Source organism: Parvibaculum sp. (genome assembly GCF_049651025.1).
Lineage (GTDB): Bacteria > Pseudomonadota > Alphaproteobacteria > Parvibaculales > Parvibaculaceae > Parvibaculum.
This window is the reverse complement of record NZ_JBASBH010000008.1, coordinates 1-14,630: the sequence shown is the minus strand read 5'-3', so window position 1 is coordinate 14,630 and position 14,630 is coordinate 1. Positions and strand designations below refer to the sequence as shown.

16 protein-coding genes are annotated in these 14,630 nt (G+C 60.0%); 8 read left to right on the top strand and 8 right to left on the bottom strand.

Features of this window, described 5'->3' with window-relative positions; translation table 11 throughout:
• Positions 1 to 5 precede the first annotated feature (5 nt).
• From WA943_RS00640 to WA943_RS00630, 3 genes are all read left to right on the top strand, one after another.
• Positions 6 to 473, top strand: coding sequence for a nucleoside deaminase (locus tag WA943_RS00640; RefSeq protein ID WP_424467656.1), 468 nt, complete (start codon positions 6 to 8; stop codon positions 471 to 473).
• Between the two features lie 147 nt (positions 474 to 620).
• Entirely contained in the window at positions 621 to 1,859 is a 1,239-nt protein-coding gene (locus WA943_RS00635) for an acyl-CoA dehydrogenase family protein (RefSeq protein WP_424467654.1), read from the top strand.
• Positions 1,860 to 1,975: 116 nt separating this feature from the next.
• Positions 1,976 to 2,626: a glutathione S-transferase family protein gene (locus WA943_RS00630; RefSeq protein WP_424467652.1), complete on the top strand. Its 651-nt coding sequence runs from the start codon at positions 1,976 to 1,978 to the stop codon at positions 2,624 to 2,626.
• Between the two features lie 6 nt (positions 2,627 to 2,632).
• On the opposite strand, the gene WA943_RS00625 is transcribed toward WA943_RS00630, so the two are convergent.
• The 5 genes from WA943_RS00625 to WA943_RS00605 form a co-directional block, all read right to left on the bottom strand.
• Positions 2,633 to 4,579, bottom strand: a complete 1,947-nt coding sequence (locus tag WA943_RS00625) for a PAS domain-containing protein (RefSeq protein WP_424467650.1) — start codon at positions 4,577 to 4,579, stop codon at positions 2,633 to 2,635.
• 161 nt (positions 4,580 to 4,740) lie between these two features.
• Positions 4,741 to 5,817 (bottom strand): phosphotransferase, encoded by a 1,077-nt coding sequence (locus WA943_RS00620; protein ID WP_424467648.1) that lies wholly within the window; start codon positions 5,815 to 5,817, stop codon positions 4,741 to 4,743.
• A 112-nt stretch (positions 5,818 to 5,929) separates the two neighbouring features.
• Positions 5,930 to 6,952 (bottom strand): fatty acid desaturase family protein, encoded by a 1,023-nt coding sequence (locus WA943_RS00615; protein WP_424467646.1) that lies wholly within the window; start codon positions 6,950 to 6,952, stop codon positions 5,930 to 5,932.
• Positions 6,949 to 7,596: a TetR/AcrR family transcriptional regulator gene (locus WA943_RS00610; protein WP_424467644.1), complete on the bottom strand. Its 648-nt coding sequence runs from the start codon at positions 7,594 to 7,596 to the stop codon at positions 6,949 to 6,951. Before WA943_RS00610 ends, WA943_RS00615 begins: the two co-directional genes overlap by 4 nt.
• Before the next feature lie 158 nt (positions 7,597 to 7,754).
• Complete coding sequence (locus tag WA943_RS00605) at positions 7,755 to 7,937, bottom strand: hypothetical protein (RefSeq protein WP_424467642.1); 183 nt, start codon at positions 7,935 to 7,937, stop codon at positions 7,755 to 7,757.
• Between the two features lie 224 nt (positions 7,938 to 8,161).
• Between WA943_RS00605 and WA943_RS00600 the strand changes: the two genes are divergently transcribed.
• A complete protein-coding gene (locus WA943_RS00600) occupies positions 8,162 to 9,418 on the top strand; it encodes an MFS transporter (protein WP_424467640.1) in 1,257 nt (418 codons plus the stop codon).
• Here the strand turns inward: WA943_RS00600 and ubiA are convergent.
• Both ubiA and WA943_RS00590 read right to left on the bottom strand, forming a co-directional pair.
• Complete coding sequence (ubiA, locus tag WA943_RS00595) at positions 9,415 to 10,341, bottom strand: 4-hydroxybenzoate octaprenyltransferase (RefSeq protein ID WP_424467638.1); 927 nt, start codon at positions 10,339 to 10,341, stop codon at positions 9,415 to 9,417. The two genes, WA943_RS00600 and ubiA, sit on opposite strands and share 4 nt — an antisense overlap.
• A gap of 4 nt (positions 10,342 to 10,345) precedes the next feature.
• Positions 10,346 to 10,840, bottom strand: coding sequence for an NUDIX hydrolase (locus WA943_RS00590; RefSeq protein ID WP_424467636.1), 495 nt, complete (start codon positions 10,838 to 10,840; stop codon positions 10,346 to 10,348).
• Positions 10,841 to 10,907: 67 nt separating this feature from the next.
• On the opposite strand from WA943_RS00590, the gene WA943_RS00585 reads away from it, so the two are divergent.
• From WA943_RS00585 to WA943_RS00570, 4 genes are all read left to right on the top strand, one after another.
• Positions 10,908 to 11,702 carry a 16S rRNA (uracil(1498)-N(3))-methyltransferase gene (locus WA943_RS00585; protein WP_424467634.1) on the top strand — a complete coding sequence of 265 codons (795 nt, stop codon included), beginning with the start codon at positions 10,908 to 10,910 and terminating at the stop codon, positions 11,700 to 11,702.
• A 12-nt stretch (positions 11,703 to 11,714) separates the two neighbouring features.
• Positions 11,715 to 12,305: an NAD(P)H-dependent oxidoreductase gene (locus tag WA943_RS00580; RefSeq protein ID WP_424467632.1), complete on the top strand. Its 591-nt coding sequence runs from the start codon at positions 11,715 to 11,717 to the stop codon at positions 12,303 to 12,305.
• Positions 12,306 to 12,436: 131 nt separating this feature from the next.
• On the top strand, positions 12,437 to 13,807 hold the full coding sequence (locus WA943_RS00575; protein ID WP_424467630.1) for a glutamate--cysteine ligase: 1,371 nt from the start codon (positions 12,437 to 12,439) through the stop codon (positions 13,805 to 13,807).
• Positions 13,808 to 13,898: 91 nt separating this feature from the next.
• The gene (locus WA943_RS00570) at positions 13,899 to 14,402 is read left to right on the top strand and encodes a topology modulation protein (RefSeq protein WP_424467628.1); all 504 of its coding nucleotides are present in this window, start codon (positions 13,899 to 13,901) and stop codon (positions 14,400 to 14,402) included.
• Here the strand turns inward: WA943_RS00570 and WA943_RS00565 are convergent.
• On the bottom strand, positions 14,377 to 14,630 hold a 254-nt coding region (locus WA943_RS00565), incomplete at its 5' end, for a hypothetical protein (RefSeq protein ID WP_424467626.1). The genes WA943_RS00570 and WA943_RS00565 overlap by 26 nt on opposite strands.

Here is a 14,630-nt window from a genome sequence, read left to right as displayed (position 1 = left end):
CGCCCATGAGCCAGGACCTAGCCCCCGTTTTGAAGCCCATGGAGCTTGCCTTTGCCGAGGCCGAGGCTGCGCGCGCGCGCGGGGAAGTGCCCATCGGGGCCGTGATCGTCGATGGGGCGGGGGCCGTCATTGCGGCTGCCGGAAACCGCACGCTCGAGCTGAAAGACCCGACCGCTCATGCCGAGATGCTGGCAATCCGCCAGGCTTGCGTTGCGATCGGTTCCGAACGGCTCGTCGGTTGCGATCTTTACGTGACGCTTGAGCCTTGTCCCATGTGCGCGACGGCCATTTCATTCGCGCGCGTGCGGCGTCTCTATTTCGGTGCGGCAGATGAAAAAGGCGGCGGCGTCGAGCACGGCCCTCGCATTTTTGCGCATTCCACCTGCCACCATGCACCGGAAATCTATGGTGGGTTGAGCGAACGTCGGGCAGCCGATCTGCTTCGGGAGTTTTTTGCGGCGCGGCGAAGCTGACGCGCGCGTCAAGCTCGTATCCCCACCCCGCATTTGGGACATTTGAGTCGTGATTTGCCGGAGGCAACCGGCTAAAGTCCCCCCATTCGCCATTGAGGGGGGCGTTTCGGCGTTCTCCATCTCACATAATAGATAAAGGGAGCACTCATGGATTTCGAATTCTCTGACAAGACAAAAGAACTCCAGGCCCGCCTTGAGCGGTTCATGGACAAGTACATCTATCCCAATGAAAAAACCTATTCCGACCAGATGGACGCGTTTCGCGCGGCGGGAAATCCCTGGCAGGTGCCGCAGATCCTTGAAGATCTGAAGCCGATCGCCAAGGAAGAAGGCCTGTGGAACCTGTTCCTTCCGGAATCGGAACGCGGCGGCGGTCTTTCCAACCTGGAATATGCCTCGCTCTGCGAGATCATGGGCCGCGTTGGCTTTGCCTCGGAAGTGTTCAACTGCTCCGCGCCCGATACCGGCAACATGGAAGTGCTTGAGCGTTACGGCAATGAGCGCCACAAGCGCGAATATCTCGAGCCGCTCCTCGAGGGCAAGATCCGTTCGGCCTTCCTGATGACCGAACCGGAAGTCGCCTCGTCGGACGCGACCAATATCGCGACCCGCATCGAGCGCGATGGCAACGAGTATGTCATCAACGGTCGCAAGTGGTGGTCCTCGGGCGTCGGCGATCCGCGCTGCAAGATCGCGATCGTCATGGGCAAAACCGATCCCAAGGCCGATACCTATCGCCAGCAGTCGCAGATCCTTGTGCCGCTTGATGCCAAGGGTGTGAAGATTGTCCGCATGTTGCCGGTCTTCGGCTTCGACGATGCGCCGCATGGCCACGCTGAAGTCATCCTCGAGAACGTCCGTGTGCCTGCCGAAAACCTGCTTCTCGGTGAAGGTCGCGGGTTTGAAATCAGCCAGGGTCGGCTTGGGCCTGGCCGCATTCATCACTGCATGCGCACCATCGGCGTCGCAGAGCGCGCGCTTGAGATGATGTGCAAGCGTCTGCTCTCGCGCGAAGCTTTCGGCAAGAAGCTTGCCGATCACTCCGTTTGGGAACAGCGCATCGGTGAAGCGCGCACCAACATCGAAATGACGCGCCTTCTCACGCTGAAGGCCGCCTATATGATGGACACGGTGGGTAATAAGGTCGCCCGCACCGAGATCGCCATGATCAAGGTCGCGGCGCCGAATCTCGCGCTGAAGATCATCGACGATGCCATTCAGGCTCATGGCGGCGCTGGCGTGACCACCGATTTCGGTCTTGCCAAGATGTATGCGGGCATCCGCACGCTGCGTCTGGCCGACGGCCCGGACGAAGTGCACAATCGCACCATCGCCAAGCTCGAACTCAAGAAGTATTCGAACAAGGTGCGTGCGGCGGCTGAGTAAGCTTCGCATGATATGAACTGAAAACGGCCGGCTCGCTCTTGTGGGTCGGCCGTTTTGATACCTACTTATGGAATGGCCCGCATGAAGGCCGCGACGGCAAGGGGGACGAAGCGTCGATGAGCATAAAGATTCTGAATGCCCAGCTTTCACCTTTCTCGGCGCGTGTCCGTCTCGCCGTCTACGCCAAGGGGATCGACGCTGAAATCGTCGACGCCTTCGGCAATACCGAGCTTGAAGCCGAGCTTGAGAAACTAAACCCCATGCAGAAGGTGCCGACGCTGTTGCACAACGGCATGGCGCTCCCTGAATCCGAAGTCATTTGCGAATATCTCGAAGATCTGGGGCTGGGCATATCGCTCCGGCCGGAGGATGTGGCGGGCCGCGCGCGCATGCGCCTTCTGTCGCGCATCGGCGATCTCTATATCATGGAGCCGATGACGAAGCTGTTCGGCCACATCAATCCCAAGGGCCGCGATCAGGCACTGGTCGATCGCGAGCTTGCTGAACTCGACAAGGGCATTCGCTGGCTGGCCTTCTATCTTGATGGCTCGCCCTATGCGATCGGCAACAGGCTGAGCCTGGCCGATTGTACGCTGGCGCCGATGCTCTATTTCTATGATCAGATCGGGCCGATGTTCGGCTCCGTCGATCCCTTTGCACACGTCCCGACGCTTGGCGCCTATTATCGTGGATTGAAGAACGACCCCCATGTCGTTCGCGTTCTCGATGAACTCGCGGTCGCATTGCGCAAGGTCATGGGGCGCTGAAAGTAATTACTGCGCCGCTTGCGCCTGTAAACCCGCAGCCGCAGGTATGTAGACGCTGACGCAGGTGCCCTGACCCAGTTCGCTCTCGATCAATATCGAGCCGCCATGCAGTTCCGCCAGCGAACGCACAAGGGCGAGGCCGAGGCCCGTGCCCTGCTTGCTGAGTTCCGCATCGTCGGAAACCTGCTCGAAGGCATGGGCGAGACGTGGAATGTGGTTCTTGGCGATACCCCGGCCATTATCTTCCACAGTGAAGCGGATGCCGCAGTCGATTGGCGTGGCGCCGACGGAAATCCGACCGCCCGGAGACGTGAACTTCACGGCGTTGGAAAGCAGATTGATGAGTATCTGTTTCAGCGCACGGGCGTCCGCAATGAGCGGCATTTCAGAAGCGCCCGGCGCAAGATTTACGTCAAGTACGAGGCCGGATGCCTCCGCGCGCCCGCGTACAAGCTTCACCGCCTGCTCCATGACGCTTTCCACGCAAACCGGCTCGCAATGGAGATTGTATTTCCCCGCCTCGATTTTCGACATGTCGAGAATGTCGCTGATGAGGTCGAGGAGCAGGCCGCCGCTTTCATTGATGAGCTGCGCATATTCAACGTAGCGCGGATTGCCGAGCTTGCCGAACATTTCAAGTTGCAGCATATCCGAAAAGCCGATGATCGCATTCAGCGGCGTGCGAAGTTCGTGGCTCATATTGGCAAGAAAACGCGACTTGGTGCGGCTCGCCGCTTCAGCGCGTTCGCGCGCCTCCATCAATTCGATCTCGTGCTTCTTGCGCTGGGTCATGTCGCGCGTCATGCCGATAATTTCTTCCATCTTGCCGTCCGGGCTGCGTACCGCACGCATCGTCGATTCAACCCACACATAGTGGCCCGCCTTGTGACGCAGGCGATATTCGAAGCGCACCGTGGAATCGTGGAGCACGAACTTGCTATAGGCTTTTGCAAGGCGCGGAAGATCGTCGGGATGAATTTTGTCGTCTATGCTGCTGAACAGAAGGAAGTCTTCCGGCGCATAACCGAGAACGGCTTCGAGCGATGGGGACAAATACAAAAGGTCGCCATCGGGCGCTATGTGATGAATGATATCGCTCGCGCGCTCGGCGATCAGCCGATATTTGGTCTCGCTGCGCTGAAGCGATTCCTGCGCCATCACCTCCTGCGTGACGTCCTCGGCGAGTCCGACCAGCGCACCGATTTCATCGCGCGCATCCGGTTCGGCATAGGCATGCGTCTTGATATAGCGATAGGTGCCGTCGCGGGCGAGGAAGCGTGACGTGCAAAGCACGGCCTCCTTAGTCTCGAAGGCGTCGAGAAATTTCGAGAGCAATTCGTTGCAGTCATCCGGGTGGATAAGTTTGCTGTACCAGTCGCCATCCGAAGGCATTGTGACGGCTGTGTGGTCGAGAATTTTCAAAACGCCGTCCGACCATGTGGGCGAGGGTGCGCCCTTGACCCAGCGCCAATGTCCGAAGCGCGCGAATCGTTCGGCCTCATGCAACTGATGCTGCAATCGCCGCGCTTCCGTCACGTCGCGCGAAACGCAGAGAATTGCGCCGACATCGGCATCCTCGAGAAGGTTTTTTGCCCGCGCTTCCATCCAGCGCCAGCTTCCGTCGCGATGCGGCAGCCGGAATGTCTCCATCGACACCCAATCGGGCGAGCCGACGCATTTTTCCAGACGCTGCCTTACGCGTTCGCGATCTTCAAAATGAATGCCGTCGAGAACCGATGTGCCGACCAGCCGCGTGCCGTCATAGCCCAGAACTTCAATCACCGCCGAACTCTGGAAGATGATGATGCCGTTCTCATCGAGCAGGGTGACAATGTCGCCGGTATTTTCAAGGAGTGCGCGATAGAAGCGGCCTGAATCGGAGGCAGGAGCGCCATCGTTGCGCCAACTCGGCGTTACGCAGACTCCAGATTTCGCATCCTTGCGACCGACCATTACCCACCCCAGCAATCGGCCAAGCCGATTATCTTCCGAATACCGCACATCCTGTGCGTGTACGAAGTTGAGCAATGCTAGGTCTGGGAGGCTTAATATATCTTGAAGCGCCGCCCACTGTCCGTTTACTCGATGCTAAGCATACGGACAGTGGGGCAATTTCAATTCGGACGCTGAACTGTTGCCCAGGCGTGATTGGCAAGGTTAGCGCAGGCGTCGACCAGCGTCATCGCACGTTCCGAACTTGCATTCCCGTCGAGGCCGCGCTTGTAGACGCCCTGACTGATCGAGGCGAGGCGGAACATCGAGAAGGCAAGATAGAAGTTCCAGTCGGCAATGCCGTCGCGGCCCGCATGGCGGCAATATTCCGCGACAAACTCCGCATCCGTCGGAATGCCGGGCGTCAGGTTCCGGTCGATCGGGCCGACGCCACCCGCGACGCCCAACAGATCGTACATGCAGTTATAGGCGACGTCGGCGAGCGGATGGCCGATCGTGCACAATTCCCAGTCGAGCACCGCAATCATGCGCGTCTCGGTCGGGTGGAACATCACATTGCCGTTGCGATAGTCGCCGTGCGCAATGGTGACCGATTGCTCGTCGGGAATATGCGCGGGCAGATATTTGATCAGTTCTTCCATCGCGGGAACGTCGGCCGTTTGCGCGCCGCGATATTGTTTGATCCAGCGACCGATCTGGCGCTCGAAATAATTGCCGGGCTTGCCGAAATCGCCGAGGCCGACCTTTTCGTAATCGACTTTGTGGAGCTTGGCGAGGTTCTCGGCGAGGCTGGCATAAACAGCCCGCCGCTCACCTTCATTCGATTCCGGCATGGTTGAATCGCGGAAGACGCGGCCGTCGAGACATTCCATGATGTAGAAGGCCGTGCCGATGACGCTGTCATCCTCGCACAGCGCATACATGTGCGGCACCGGGACATCGCTGTCGGCCAGGGCCTTCATCACGCGATATTCGCGGTCGATCTGATGGGCGCTGGCGAGCAGCACGCCGGGCGGCTTTTTGCGCATGACGTAGCGCTTCGTGCCACGCGGCCCATCGGATGTCAGAAGGAAAGTGGGGTTCGACTGCCCGCCGGAGAACTGGCGCACCTCAAGCGTGCCGCTGAAGCCGTCGACCGCGTCGCGACAATAGGCTTCAAGCCGCTTCACGTCAAAGCGATGGGCTTCGCGCACTTCGTCTGTGTCGGCTTCCGCGCCTTGCTGCGCTGTTTCGGCCATGACGTCTCTCCCTCAAAACAATGTCGTATTGGGAGTGGTTTAGCACGGTGCGGAGAATACACGCAAAGCCAGGCGCCGGACCTCAGGCTTCCTTTGCGTCACGCGGGCAACCTCAGGCGATCGCGTCCTCCACGGGCTTGAATCCCTCGGTCGCAACGCCCTGAACGCGAGTCTTGCGCGCATTGTGAACAAGCTCGCCACGCTGGTCCTGATCGTCGGGCCGCGATGTCGCCATGCGTAGAACCTCGCGGTAGCCGGACTTCGTTTCCATGCGCGGGCCGAAGCCGTTGGCGATGAGGAAAGCGCGAGCTTTCGGCAGGTTGTAGCAAGGGACCCACATCATCAGATGATGCTCGACGTGGTAGTTGACCCAATAGGGCGCAATGAGGGCGCGCTCGAGCCAGTTCGCCTTGGTCGTGCGCGCATTGCGGAAATCGTCGTTATTGTCGGGGACCATCGCATGTTCCGCGATATTGCGGATACGCGTGATCGCCTGCTGCCATGTGAGGAAAGGCAGCACCCAGAGCCCGAAGTAGAGATACCAGTGGCCGCTCAGCGCCAGGATCACAAAGATCACGGCCTGCGCAACGGTCGCGCGGCCAAGCTTGCGCCAGTAGTTTTCGAGGCGCTGGCTGAGCGGCCATTCAGGCTTGCCCAGAGCGTTGAGGATTTGCGCCTTGCGCTGCTGATAGCCCGTCTGCCCGGTGAGGTCGCGGATCATCTTGCGGCGGAAGCTTTTCTTCGTAATCGGAAAGGGGGCCGAGAGCACGAGATCGGGATCTTCCTTTTGCTGCGTATTGGCGTGATGGGTCAGATGATAGCGGCGATAGGCCTGCGTCTCGGCCATCATCGGATAGGCGCAGAGCCACTGGCTGACGAACATGTTGAGCCTGGGATTGTCGCAGAGAATGCCGTGTGCGCCGTCATGCATCAGGATCGCAAGGCCGAGCTGGCGCGTTCCGATAATCAGGACGGCGGCAAGAAAGGTGATCGGATTGGGCAGCCAGACGAAAATCGCCACCGCGCCGAATATGACGCCCCAGGCGTGAGCCACCGCGAGGAGGCCGCGAAAGTCCGAGCGCCGACGCACGACGGCAAGCTGTTCGGATGTCAGAAGTTTCGTGGCCGCAATCATGCGCTTGCCCTTTCCTCGGATAATTTCTTGTCCCCGGCGCCTTCGACGCCGGCGAGGCAGAAGCGCATGATCTCCTCGACCACCCGCCCGCCATTTTCTTCAAGTTCATGAGATTCGGGCGCAAGGGGCCCGATCAATGCCGTGGGGATAGCGCCGGCTATGCACGCGGCGGCAACTTTGGCGTTGAGCGGCGAGAACTCGCCCGCCGCGACGCCGTCTTCCAGGATACCTGCGAAAATCTCGCCATGCATGCGCCGGAAGCGCGCGCGTTCTTCGGCGAGCCCCACATCGACGGGCTCGGCGAGCAACGCGTAAGCAAGGCGTCTGCCGCTGACCGCGCGCGTCGCAAAGGTGCGCAAGACCCGCTCAAGACGGCTCGTCGCCGTGCCGTTGCCTGCAGCGATACCGGCCAGCATGTTCATCTCGCGGGCGGAAACCTCGCGGAACACCTGACGGCATAATTCTTCTTTGGAGGGAAAATAGCGATAAAGCGTACCTGTCGCGACGCCTGCCTTGCGCGCCACCTCGGTCATCTGGGCGGCGGCGAAGCCTCCTTCGGCAACAAGATCGCGGGCGGCATTGAGAATTGCGCGGCGATTGTCGGCAAGGCGCGCGGATACGGTGTCGGTGCGACGATAGGCCAAGGCATGAACCTCCATTCAAGGAGGACACTGAACCACTGTTCACAACGAGTCGTCAAGCTTGACGACAGGCCCGATAAATAAATGAACTTGAATTTCCGCGCCGCAACAGAACTCCCATTCACAGAATGAACGAAAGTTCTGTTGTTTAAGGGCGCAGCTTAGTCAGCCGCCGCCTTGAGCGCGGTGTGCAGGCCAAATTCCTGATCGGCAACAGGCTTTCTGGCCACCGTCGAGGCATTGCGAATGACGGCCAACTGACGCGTCGGGAGTTCGTGCCAATAGGTCATGCCGGTGAAGAATCCGACAGAGGCCGCTGCTGCACTGAGCCATTCTCTGAACATGGGTTCTTCCTTTCTTCGATACATCGCGCAGAAATGCTGCGATGCAACAAATATAACCCGATACGACCCGTAATCAAGATGTGACACCTGCGTCATTTTTGCTTCAGGCTCGGAAATGCCGGATTTGCCTTTCCGCAGCGATGTTTTGCCTTTTCGACGAGGGGAAATCCGCGACACCCGGCTCGAACTCGGCGATAAAGCTCCCCCGCAGGAGCCAATCCGACATGAGCGAATCCCTTTCCACCGGCGTCAGCTTGCGCAGCGTTCTGAGCTTGCGGGATTTTCGCTTCTTTCTTGCTGGTCGATTTCTCGGCACGCTCGGCACGCAAATCCAGTCGGTCGCTGTCGGTTGGCAGGTTTACGAGATCACCAAGAGTCCGATGGCGCTCGGCTTTGTCGGCCTCGCGCAATTCCTGCCCATGGTGCTGCTGCTCTTGCCAGCAGGCGATATTGCCGACCGCATCGACCGCCGCTTCATCATTGCGGCGAGCTATTTTCTGCAAGCCGTCTCGGTCTCACTGCTGATATTGCTCACCTGGACCGGTGTGGGGCATCACTCCATCTGGCCCTTTTATCTGGTGCTGGCGATCTTCGGCACAGCGCGCGCCTTTTCCGGCCCTGCGCTGCGCGCCTTCGTCCCGCTTCTCGTGTCGAAGGTGCAGTTGCCGCGCGGCATCGCGATTTCCTCGTCTTCGTTTCAGGTCGCGGTGATCGTCGGCCCGGCGCTTGGCGGCATTCTTTACATCTGGGGCCCGTTCGTCGCTTACGGCACCTGCCTTGTGTTCTTTCTCGCAGTGGCGGTCGCCTTCATCGCCATTCGCACGCGCCATCGCCAGGAGCCTGCCGATCCGACGCTCTCGGCCTTCGGGCGTTTGACCGCTGGCATCGCCTATATCCGCCAGAAGCCGATCATTCTCGGCGCCATCTCGCTCGATCTCTTTGCCGTCTTGCTCGGCGGGGCGACGGCGCTGATGCCGATTTACGCCAGCGACATTCTGCATGTGGGTCCGCAAGGCCTCGGCCTGCTGCGTTCGGCACCGGCGCTCGGCGCGGTGCTGGTCAATTTCCTGCTGATCGCAATGCCCTTGCAGCGATATACGGGCCTCATCATGTTCGGCTGCGTCGCGATATTCGGCGTCGCGACAATCGTCTTCGGCCTTTCGGAGCATTTCATGCTCTCGATGGGCGCACTCCTCGTGATGGGTGCGTCCGACATGGTGAGCGTCTATGTGCGCTCCACGCTGATCCCGCTCGCCACGCCGCAGGACAAGCTCGGTCGCGTCAGCGCCGTCGATCTTCTCTTCATCAGCGCCTCGAACGAACTGGGCGAATTTGAAAGTGGCGTCATGGCGGGCTGGCTTGGCACCGTGCCTTCGGTCGTTGTAGGCGGTCTCGGTACCATCGGCATTGTCGCGCTGTGGATGTGGCTCTTTCCCGCCTTGCGCAAGATCGACCGGCTGATGGACGTGAAGCCCGATTAGCTGAAAACTCGTCCCGCGACGATGGCTGCAAAGACGATCAGCCCGAAATCGCGATTGGACCGGAAGATGGTGAGGCAGCGCGCGGAATCGTCGATATCGAGCCGCAGGATTTGCGACACAAGCTGCGCGCCCGCAAAAAACACGCCCGCATAATAGATCGAGCCGAGTTGCGCGACGATGCCGACGGAAATCAGTGCCACCGCCATGACGCCGTAAAAGCCCCACATCCATTTATGCGTCGTTTTCCCGAAGCGCAGCGCCGTCGATTTGACGCCGATCAATGCATCGTCATCCTTGTCCTGATGCGCATAGATCGTGTCGTAGCCGATGGTCCATGCAATCGCGCCGAGATACAGCAGCACCGGCGCGAGGCTCAGCGTGTCGCGCACCGCCGCATAGCCCATCAGCGCACCCCAGTTGAACGCAAGCCCGAGCACGACCTGCGGCCAATAGGTGATGCGCTTCATGAAGGGATAGATCGCGATCAGCGCGACGGAGGCAAAGCCGAGTGCAATCGCCGTCATGGAGAGCGACAGCAGAACGGCAAGTCCGACAAGGCATTGCGCGCCGAGAAATATCCAGGCTGCCCGCACGCTCACAGCGCCACTTGGAATGGGCCGCAGCTTCGTGCGCTCTACACGCCCGTCGAAATCGCGATCCACAATGTCATTATAGGTGCAGCCCGCGCCGCGCATGACGACAGCGCCGATAGCAAAGAGAAGCATCAGCCAGAGGTTCGGCCAGCCATCTGCCGCCAGCGCAATCGACCACCAGCACGGCCAGAGCAGCAGCCACGTGCCGATGGGCCGGTCGAGACGGGCAAGCCGCATGAAGGGGCGCGCGAAAGCGGGCGCATAAAGATCCACCCAGTTTTGCGGCGGCGCATCGGCAACGCGAGCTTCAGAGGCATCGGGATGGGACATGGGATCACGGCTCAATGCGCAGGATAACGGGAGGATATATGCCTTCGAGGATCGGCAGCAGATTCTCTTTCAGCGATGTCGGAAAGAATGTGTCGCGGCAGGCATAGAGTTCATCCACGTCCCACCACTTCATACCCTTGATGACAAGGCGCTCCTCATCGGTCCATGAGGCGTTGCTCAATCCGTCCTCGTCCGTGAAGGCAACGACGAAGGTTTCCTGAAAGAGCCGCGGTTGGCCGTGAACATTCAGCACATGCTCACCATACCAGACCGCAGGCCCGAGCCTGACGTTCATATGGCCCGTTTCCTCCGCGATCTCGCGCAGGGCTGCAGCATGAATATCCTCACCCTCATCGATCTCGCCGCCGATAGTGACCCAATAGGCGTCGCGCGCCACTTCGCCGTTTGTGGCTGCGACATTTGGATCGTGCATCTGCATGAGAAGAAGTCGCCCCTGTTTGTCGAAGAGCAGGACGCGTGCGGTCTTTCTGGTCTGCATGGCGTTCTTTATAAGAGGAAAGCTTTATAACTGGCCGACCATATCAGCCTGAAGGCGATAAACGAACATGCCGACCGATCTGGACGATGACGATGATACGCCGCTCCATTGCGCCACCGGCAAGACGCGCCTCCATGTCGAGGCGGATCTGGCGGCCAATGCCGACATCATGCTTGAAAAAGACCAGACGCATTACCTGCTGAATGTGCTGCGCATGGGCACGGGCGATCGCGTCCTGCTGTTCAACGGGCGCGATGGCGAATGGGTGGCCGAGATCGTGGAGACCGCGAAAAAATCCTGCCGCCTTCATGTGAGCGAGCGCACCCGCCCGCATATGGAGCTGCCCGACATCTGGTTGCTCTTCGCACCGGTCAAGAAGGCGCGGCTCGATTTCATCGCCCAGAAGGCGACGGAAATGGGCGCGGGGCTTATCCAGCCCGTTATCACGCGGCGGACCATTGTCTCTCGCGTAAAAGATGCGCGACTTCAGGCCAATGTGATCGAGGCGGCGGAGCAATGCGGTCTTGTTGCGGTGCCGCAGGTGCGCGAAGCGGAAAAGCTCGACGCGATTCTCGATCGCTGGACGGAACAAGCACCGGGCCGCCGCATTCTTTTCTGCGACGAAGGAGCAGCGCCCGGCGGCGCACTTGCCATTCTTGAAGGTCTTGCGAAAGAGGGCGGGCGAGGGCAGTCATTCGCGCTTCTGGTCGGCCCGGAAGGCGGCTTCGACGAGGGTGAGCGCGCGCGGCTTCATGCGCGCAAGGACACTGTGGCCCTCTCGCTCGGTCCCCGCATCATGCGCGCCGATACGGCAGCCATTGCGGCGCTTGCTGCTGTGCAGCTCGTGCTTGGCGACTGGTAACGGACGATATTCATGCGTGTGCTTCTTGTTTATGCCCATCCGGTCGCTGAAAGTTTCGGTGCCGCTATGCGCGATGCGGCGCTTCGCGGTCTTGCGCGCGCAGGCCACGAGGTGCGCGTCGTCGATCTCTATGCCGAGAATTTCGAGCCGCGTTTGAGCCGTCAGGAGCGCCTCGATTATCAGGACGAGACGAAAAACACCCTTCAGGTCCGCAAACATGTTGCCGACCTTCAATGGGCCGAGGGTCTGGCCTTCGTCTTCCCGACCTGGTGGTACGGCCTGCCCGCTATCCTCAAGGGCTGGTTCGACCGCACCTTTGCGCCGGGGATCGCCTTTCATATGGCCGACGGCGGCAAGGTGATCCGTCCCGCCTTGACGAACATCCGCCTGCTGGTCGGCATCACAAGCTGCGGTTCGCCCTGGTGGTTTGCAAAATATGTCGGCGAGCCGCATCGCCGGATCATTATGCGCGGCATCCATGCGCTTTGCGGCCGCCCCTGCAAAACCGCCTGGATGGCACTTTTCAAGATGGACAGCGCCACAGACGCGGCCCGGGCGCGATATCTGCGAAAAATAGAGACGCGAATGGCGAGATTGCGTTAACCGGCCCGTCTCTTTAACGCTTGTCAGGCCGGGTTGGCGCTCCTACATCTTGCCAACGCCAAAGGCCGGATGCGAAGCGGGGCTCGCTCGAAACAACACGGTCTTCTTGAAAATCTCCAGGGGGCTCGCTTATGAGCGTACTCGTTGCCGGGCCCGAGCCCGTTACCAGTAGAGACGACCTTGTGGCCGCGCTTGAGCGCGGCTCGAAGCCGAAAGACCAATGGCGCATCGGCACCGAACACGAGAAATTCCCTTTTCATATCAGCGACAATTCGCCGGTCCCCTATGACGGCCCCCACGGCATCCGCGCGATGCTTGAAGGGTTGACCCGTTTCGGCTGGCTCCCCGTCCGCGAAGGCGAGACGATCATCGGTCTGGAAAGCCCGAAGGGCGGCGGCAATATCTCGCTGGAACCCGGCGGACAATTTGAGCTGTCGGGCGCCGCAGTCGAAACCCTCCACCAGACCTGTGCAGAATTGCACGACCATCTTGCACAAGTGAAAGAGGTGGGCGGCGAGCACGGGCTCGGTTTCCTCGGTCTCGGCTTCACGCCCAACTGGCGGCGCGACCAGATTCCGGTCATGCCCAAGGGCCGCTACAAGATCATGACCGAGTATATGAAAAAGGTCGGGACCATGGGTCTCGACATGATGTACCGCTCATGCACCGTGCAGGTGAACCTCGACTTCTCGTCCGAGCCGGACATGGTGAAGAAGCTTCGTGTCGCGGTTGCCTTGCAGCCGCTCGCCACGGCGATTTTCGCCAACTCTCCGTTCACGGAAGGAAAGCCGAACGGCTATCTTTCCTATCGCTCGTATGTCTGGACCGACACGGACCGCGCCCGCACCGGCATGATCCCTTTCATTTTTGAAAGCGGTTTCGGTTTTGAGCAATATGTCGACTATGCGCTCGATGTGCCGATGTATTTCGTCTATCGCAACGGGCATTACGTTGACGTCACCGGCCAGTCCTTCCGGGACTTCATGGTCGGCAAGCTGCGCGGCCTCGAAGGTGAAACGCCGACGCGCGGCGACTGGATCAATCATCTGACGACGATCTTCCCCGAAGCGCGGCTGAAGAATTACATGGAAATGCGCGGCGCCGATGGCGGCCCCTGGGCGCGTATCTGCGCGCTGCCGGCATTCTGGGTCGGGCTTCTCTATGATCAGGTCTCGCTCGATGCGGCCTGGGATCTCGTCAAGGACTGGACGGATGCCGAACGCCAGAAGCTCCGCGATGACGTTCCGCGCCTCGGCCTGAAGACGCCTTTCCGAAATGGCACCCTGCACGACATCGGCCGCCGCGCGGTCGAGATTTCCCGCGCCGGCCTCAAGGCTCGCGCAAAGGGCGACGGCGCAGGCTCGTCGGACGAAACGACCTTCCTGCATGCTGTGGAAGAAGTCATCGAGAGCGGAAAATCCCCTGCCGAAATCATGCTTGACGCCTATCACGGGCGCTGGGGCGGCACGATCGATCCGGCCTTCAAGGAATATGCGTTCTAATAACGACGCTGACCTTCCTTCGCCGCTCCCCGTCTCAACCTTCCCCCTCAAGGGGGGAGGGCTTTAGAATGCGTTTCGGGGGGATCATCGCATGAACCGTATTCTGATTATCGGCTGTTCCGGCGGCGGCAAGTCAACACTCGCGCGGGTCCTGGGCGAGCGTCTCGATCTGCCCGTGACGCATCTCGACGTGCTCTGGTGGAAACCCGGCTGGGTCGAAAGCTCTTACGAGGAATTCCGCCCCAAGGTCGAAGCGGCGGTGGCGCAGGACCGCTGGATCATCGACGGAAATTTTGCAAAGACCTTCGACATTCGTATGCCGCGCGCCGATATGATCGTCTGGGTAGATCAGCCGCGCCTGACCTGCATCTGGCGCGCATTTGCGCGAACGATGAGGCAGTTCGGCCGCAACCGACCGGACCTCGCCCCGGGGTGCCCGGAGAAGATCGATCTGGAATTTTATCGCTACATCTGGACGTTCAGGAAAAATCACGAGGCGTTGACGATCGATGCCATCGCGCAATATGCGCCCCACGCAAAACTGTTCCGCCTGAAGAGCGATAGCGAGATCAGCGCTTTCCTTGATACTCTCTGACATCGCGCCTCGTCTCGATGACAGGCACGCGCAGCAATTGCGCATAGGCTTCAAGTTGCGACTGGCCAGACCATGTGCCGCCACGCACATAAAGCGGCAGCGCCTTTACGCCGTCTCCATGCACCAACTCGATGATCTGAAACCGCGTGGCGTCATAGCGGCCATGACGAACGATTTCGTGATGCCGGATGCCAAGCATCTCTTCATATTTGGTGCGCCATTGAGACC

Excerpts from the sequence above, each read along its gene's own strand:
- WA943_RS00640 (WP_424467656.1), top strand. The coding sequence starts at position 6 with ATGAGCCAGGACCTAGCCCCCGTTTTGAAGCCCATGGAGCTTGCCTTT.
- WA943_RS00635 (WP_424467654.1), top strand. The coding sequence starts at position 621 with ATGGATTTCGAATTCTCTGACAAGACAAAAGAACTCCAGGCCCGCCTT.
- WA943_RS00630 (WP_424467652.1), top strand. The coding sequence starts at position 1,976 with ATGAGCATAAAGATTCTGAATGCCCAGCTTTCACCTTTCTCGGCGCGT.
- WA943_RS00625 (WP_424467650.1), bottom strand. The coding sequence starts at position 4,579 with ATGGTCGGTCGCAAGGATGCGAAATCTGGAGTCTGCGTAACGCCGAGT.
- WA943_RS00620 (WP_424467648.1), bottom strand. The coding sequence starts at position 5,817 with ATGGCCGAAACAGCGCAGCAAGGCGCGGAAGCCGACACAGACGAAGTG.
- WA943_RS00615 (WP_424467646.1), bottom strand. The coding sequence starts at position 6,952 with ATGATTGCGGCCACGAAACTTCTGACATCCGAACAGCTTGCCGTCGTG.
- WA943_RS00605 (WP_424467642.1), bottom strand. The coding sequence starts at position 7,937 with ATGTTCAGAGAATGGCTCAGTGCAGCAGCGGCCTCTGTCGGATTCTTC.
- WA943_RS00600 (WP_424467640.1), top strand. The coding sequence starts at position 8,162 with ATGAGCGAATCCCTTTCCACCGGCGTCAGCTTGCGCAGCGTTCTGAGC.
- ubiA (WP_424467638.1), bottom strand. The coding sequence starts at position 10,341 with ATGTCCCATCCCGATGCCTCTGAAGCTCGCGTTGCCGATGCGCCGCCG.
- WA943_RS00590 (WP_424467636.1), bottom strand. The coding sequence starts at position 10,840 with ATGCAGACCAGAAAGACCGCACGCGTCCTGCTCTTCGACAAACAGGGG.
- WA943_RS00585 (WP_424467634.1), top strand. The coding sequence starts at position 10,908 with ATGCCGACCGATCTGGACGATGACGATGATACGCCGCTCCATTGCGCC.
- WA943_RS00580 (WP_424467632.1), top strand. The coding sequence starts at position 11,715 with ATGCGTGTGCTTCTTGTTTATGCCCATCCGGTCGCTGAAAGTTTCGGT.
- WA943_RS00575 (WP_424467630.1), top strand. The coding sequence starts at position 12,437 with ATGAGCGTACTCGTTGCCGGGCCCGAGCCCGTTACCAGTAGAGACGAC.
- WA943_RS00570 (WP_424467628.1), top strand. The coding sequence starts at position 13,899 with ATGAACCGTATTCTGATTATCGGCTGTTCCGGCGGCGGCAAGTCAACA.